This is a genomic window from Psychrobacillus mangrovi, from assembly GCF_037104765.1.
Classification (GTDB): Bacteria; Bacillota; Bacilli; order Bacillales_A; family Planococcaceae; genus Psychrobacillus; species Psychrobacillus mangrovi.
Genome location: NZ_JBAWSY010000041.1, coordinates 1 through 4,715, shown reverse-complemented (window position 1 = coordinate 4,715; position 4,715 = coordinate 1). Strand labels below are relative to the sequence as shown.

Sequence of the window (4,715 nt, the reverse complement as noted above, 5' to 3'; positions counted from 1 at the left end):
TTGATCCCGACAACTAAACAGTTCGCCCTCTACTTGTTAACACATGATTAGGCTGGTTGGGACATGATGATCTCGTATAACAAGCGAAGATATGAATAACAAGGTAGATAGAGGTTACCGGTCAATCCACTACATAAGGAGGAGATAATATATGAATCCAGTTGTTGGTCTGGATGTCGCAAAAGGTGAAAGTCAGATTCAAATGTTCTTGGACAAAAAAATGCCTTATAAAAACAGTGTAAAAGTAGAACATACAGTAGAGGGATTAGAAGAGTTACACTCTTATTTACTAGATTTAGAGCGTCAAACAGAGATGAAACCACCTGTCGTCTTGGAATCAACGGGCCACTATCATGCCCCGGTTGTTCAGTTTTTAGAAGCAAGAGAGTATATTGTGATTATCGTTAACCCGTTGGTATCTTACCGAGCCAAAAGCTCTAACTTACGGAAAACGAAAACAGATGCCATTGATGCCTATCACTTAGGTGAACTATATTACAAAGAGGATTTAGAGCCTCAGAAAAAGCGTGGTATTCAGCTTTTAAACCTTCGGCAATTGACAAGGCAACAAGAAAATATGACGGGAATCATGGTTCAAACAAAGCTTCAGTTTCAAGCGATATTAGATCAAGTATTCCCAGAGTATAAAGGAGTTTTTGGTGATTTATACGCTGAGATTTCATTAAAGACTTTACAGTCTTACCCTACTTCTGAAGCAGTCAAAGACGCAGGTGTAGAAGAAATTGCACAATTTATTAATCAGCATTGCAAAGCACGTTCGACTAGATGGGCGTATGAAAGAGCTGTGAAATTAATCGCAGCTGCAAAACGTAATCCATTTCAGTCAACACTTTATCAAAGTCTGTTGGTTAGTCTGAATATGTATATTGATTTACTTCAAGTGTACCACCAACAACTTTCTACGTTAGAGCGTGAGATTAATCAGTTAGCGGCACAACTTGAAGAATATGAATTACTCCAATCAATTCCCGGTGTAGGTGAAAAAATCGCAGCCACGATTATTTCCGAAATCGGGGAAATTGACCGGTTTAATCATCCCAAAAAGTTAGTAGCTTTTGCAGGACTTGATCCCAGTGTGTTTGAATCAGGTCGCTTTAAAGGCACGAAAAATCACATTACCAAGCGTGGCTCAGCTAGGCTACGCCATACGCTTTATACTGCCGTTCGGTGTTCCATTCGTGATAGTCGTAAAAAGAAGACAACCGAAGAAACAATTGCACGAAATAAGAGATTACGAGCCTTCTATGATTTAAAACGCGAAGAAGGTAAACCGTATAAAGTAGCTATTATCGCTTGTGCTAATAAGCTTTTACACTGGATTTATGCCATGTTAAAAACGAAAACACCGTTCCAAGAAACTATTTAGTAACAGTATTTTCAAATACAACAAAAACCTTCCAAATGAAATTCGGAGGGTTATTTGAGTTGCACATTTTTAGTATAGCATGAACCGGTTTTCGATTTAAAATGTTTTTCTTGACATTCTATTAGCTGGTTTAGTTGAAGATGTATCTCAAAATAATAGTTGAAAGAATAGTACAATAGAACTTAAGATAATAGCAATGTTAAGGAGGGAAATTGCTTACTTCTTACCTCTTTAGTATTTCTTAGTAAGCTAATTTTTTTCTAAAACTCCCACCGAAAGAAACCTTAGTTCAAGGCTATGGGTAATACTAACATTAATTGCGTAACTTTTTTATAAAAGTATAACGATCTTCAGTTACAAAACTACAGTCAGGGACTAAAGGGGCTTTTCGAAGCTTTATAACAAGCTTATTTAAAATTGGGGTAATTTCAGCACGTTCACTTTCATCAATGGCATATTCTAAGCCATATTGATAAATATAGGGTTTTACTTCATTCATCCAGACAATAGAGCCGAGTAGTTTAATAGTCTCTCCAAATAAATAAGTCTCAAATTCAAAAATTATATTAGGATTTACTGTAAGTTTTAAATCTGTTAAAAAGCGAAGCCCACCAATTCCAATATCCTCAATTAATATTACCGTTTTTCCTACATCCACTGTACGACCATTGATTCTTGTAAGAGTCATTGAACCACTCAGTGGGAAATGAAGAGGGACTCTGAAAAACTTTCTATTTTCCTCTAATGTTCGATTATCTAATTTAGGTACATTAGGTAAATCAATTGTCCCAATCTTTAATAATTCTTCAAATTCAGTAGCTGGTAGAGGCTTTGAAAATAAATATCCCTGAACAATATTACATCCCATTTGCTCTAAAAGATGATATTGTTCATAAGTTTCGACTCCTTCCGCTACAACGTTCATCTTCAAGCTTTCTGCAAGATTAATCATGGTTTGAGTGATTAAGTTCGATTCATTCTCTTCATCAAGACTTAAATGGGTTATAAAAGAACGATCGATTTTCAAAGTATTGATATATTTATTAAACTTGGTTAGATAAGAAAGTGAAGAGTATCCTGTACCAAAGTCATCTAAGGAAATAGATATTCCCGTTCTAATGAGATCATTTAATGTCGTCAACACAATTTTCTCATTTTCTAACATAGAAGTCTCGGTAATTTCTATTTCGAAAAACTCAGGATCGAGTTTCGTGTCGACTAAAATCTCCTGAAAGTTACTTACGAGGTTTATATCCAAAAATCGTTTTGCTGATAAATTCACCGAAATAGGTATTTGTGGTAAGCCCATTTCTTGCCAAGCTTTGATTTGCTTAGCTACCTTCCAATTCATTTTAATACCCACCTCAGCTAATAACCCATGTTCTTCAATAATCGGAAGAAATTCATTCGGAGATAGTATCCCCCATTCTGGATGATTCCATCTAATTAACGCTTCAGCCCCTATTATTTTATTATTCTTTGTGCTTACCTTTGGCTGAAAGTAATACTCTAATTGATCCTCTTCAAGTGCTAAACGAATGTCAGAACCTAACTTAAAAGCCCTAAATGTCCGAATATCCATTGTAGAAGAATATACTTTAAATGTATTTTTCCCTTCCCCTTTTGCGATATGTAGTGCTGTATCTGCATTTTTCATGAGGGAAATTGTATCCTCACCATCAGTCGGGTAAAGACTAATGCCAATGCTTGTAGTCATAAAAAGTCTAAATTGAGCAATGACAAATTGTTCTTCCATCGAACTAATAATTTGATTTGCTACGTCAATTATCATGTTGATATTTTTACAATCAGGAGAAATGATTGCAAACTCGTCACCACTTGTCCTAAACAGTTGGTGTTCATCTCCAAGTACTATCTGAAGGCGTTTAGAAATAGCCTTCAATAATTTATCCCCAACACGGTGACCAAGTGTATCATTTGTATATTTAAATCGATCCAAGTCAAGATACATAATTGACATCTTCTGATCTAACGTTTTAGCAATTACTAATTCTTTTTCCAAAGTCTCTTCAAAAGACTTTCGATTTGGTAAACCTGTCAATTGGTCATAATAGGCAAGATAATTTATCTGCTCCCAAGATTTTTCTCTCTCTGTAATATCTATGACTGTACCCATAATTATGGGGTCATTGTCTATATAAATTAATTTGGAACGAGCTTCGACCCTTATCTCCGACCCATCTTCACGAATTGCACGAGCATAATGTGTTATTCCTTCTTTACCATCTTTTAACGAATCAAAGTTAGATAGAATTTCTTTTCTATCTTCAGGATGAACATAATTAATAATATTGAAATTGGAGTCAGGGTACTTAGTTCCAATTAGTTGATGATAGTATGGGTTACCATATAAGAGCTGATTATCCTTTAAGATATAAACACCTACCAAAGCTTCTTCCACTATCCCTCTAAATTTTGCTTCCGACTCCAGTAAACTATTTTCAATTTTTTGAGTTTCAGATTTATCTTTTATAATAACGAAAACACCAGTGACTTTACCTTCAATAATCGCAGGAATCAGTACTAGATTAATCGGTATACTTTTACCGTTGTTATGTTTAAAGAAGGTTTCCATACTTTTTGGTTCTCCACTAAAGGCTTTTAAAAACAAAGTCTGATAATAATCCTGATCAGACTTTGGTAAATACTTAATAAGTGGTGTAACAGAAACTTCCTCAACTGAGTAACCCATCACTTTAGACAAATTTTGATTTGCTTTAGCAATAACACTTTCTCTATCTAAATAAAGGGCTATATCTGGGTTATGTTCAAACAGGGAACGGTAAAAAATATCATTATTAACATGCTTCATCATGGATATACTCCTAACTTTTTGATTCTAAAGTCATCATTGTGAATATTCAAATTAAAAATAACTTTAGTATTAGCATACTACCATTTTTTCTAATTAAAAAGATAAAATTACCAAAAAAAAAATAAAGAGCAATACACAATGTCATTATCAAAAGCTATTCAGAATTGAAATACCTTTAATTCTGTACTTATTCTTCCAATGTATAAATGCTGCTTCAACTACCCTGTCCCTTTTGTTCAATAAGTTTAATAAAAAGAGGCGTTGATCCATATGAATCAACACCCCCTAGTACTCCTGTACCTTCTTAAGACTATGCCATTTTATTTTCATTTTTTCATCCGCTTTTCCCTACTATTTAATTCAATTAAACTGCTGCGTTCGTATTATAAGGTCAGCCAGAGAAAATCTGGTTGACTATTTTTTATTCAATTTATAGATTGATAGTACCGGGGTAGAACGGAACTGCTCGTGGGACTTGATCCCGACAACTAA

Annotated in this window: 2 protein-coding genes; one reads left to right on the top strand and one right to left on the bottom strand. The window is 34.5% G+C overall.

The features are described 5' to 3' along the window. Positions 1 to 151 precede the first annotated feature (151 nt). On the top strand, positions 152 to 1,387 hold the full coding sequence (locus tag WAX74_RS20870) for an IS110 family RNA-guided transposase (RefSeq protein WP_336499574.1): 1,236 nt from the start codon (positions 152 to 154) through the stop codon (positions 1,385 to 1,387). A gap of 313 nt (positions 1,388 to 1,700) precedes the next feature. On the opposite strand, the gene WAX74_RS20865 is transcribed toward WAX74_RS20870, so the two are convergent. Beyond that, positions 1,701 to 4,223, bottom strand: coding sequence for an EAL domain-containing protein (locus WAX74_RS20865; RefSeq protein ID WP_336499573.1), 2,523 nt, complete (start codon positions 4,221 to 4,223; stop codon positions 1,701 to 1,703). Between the last annotated feature and the right edge of the window lie 492 nt (positions 4,224 to 4,715).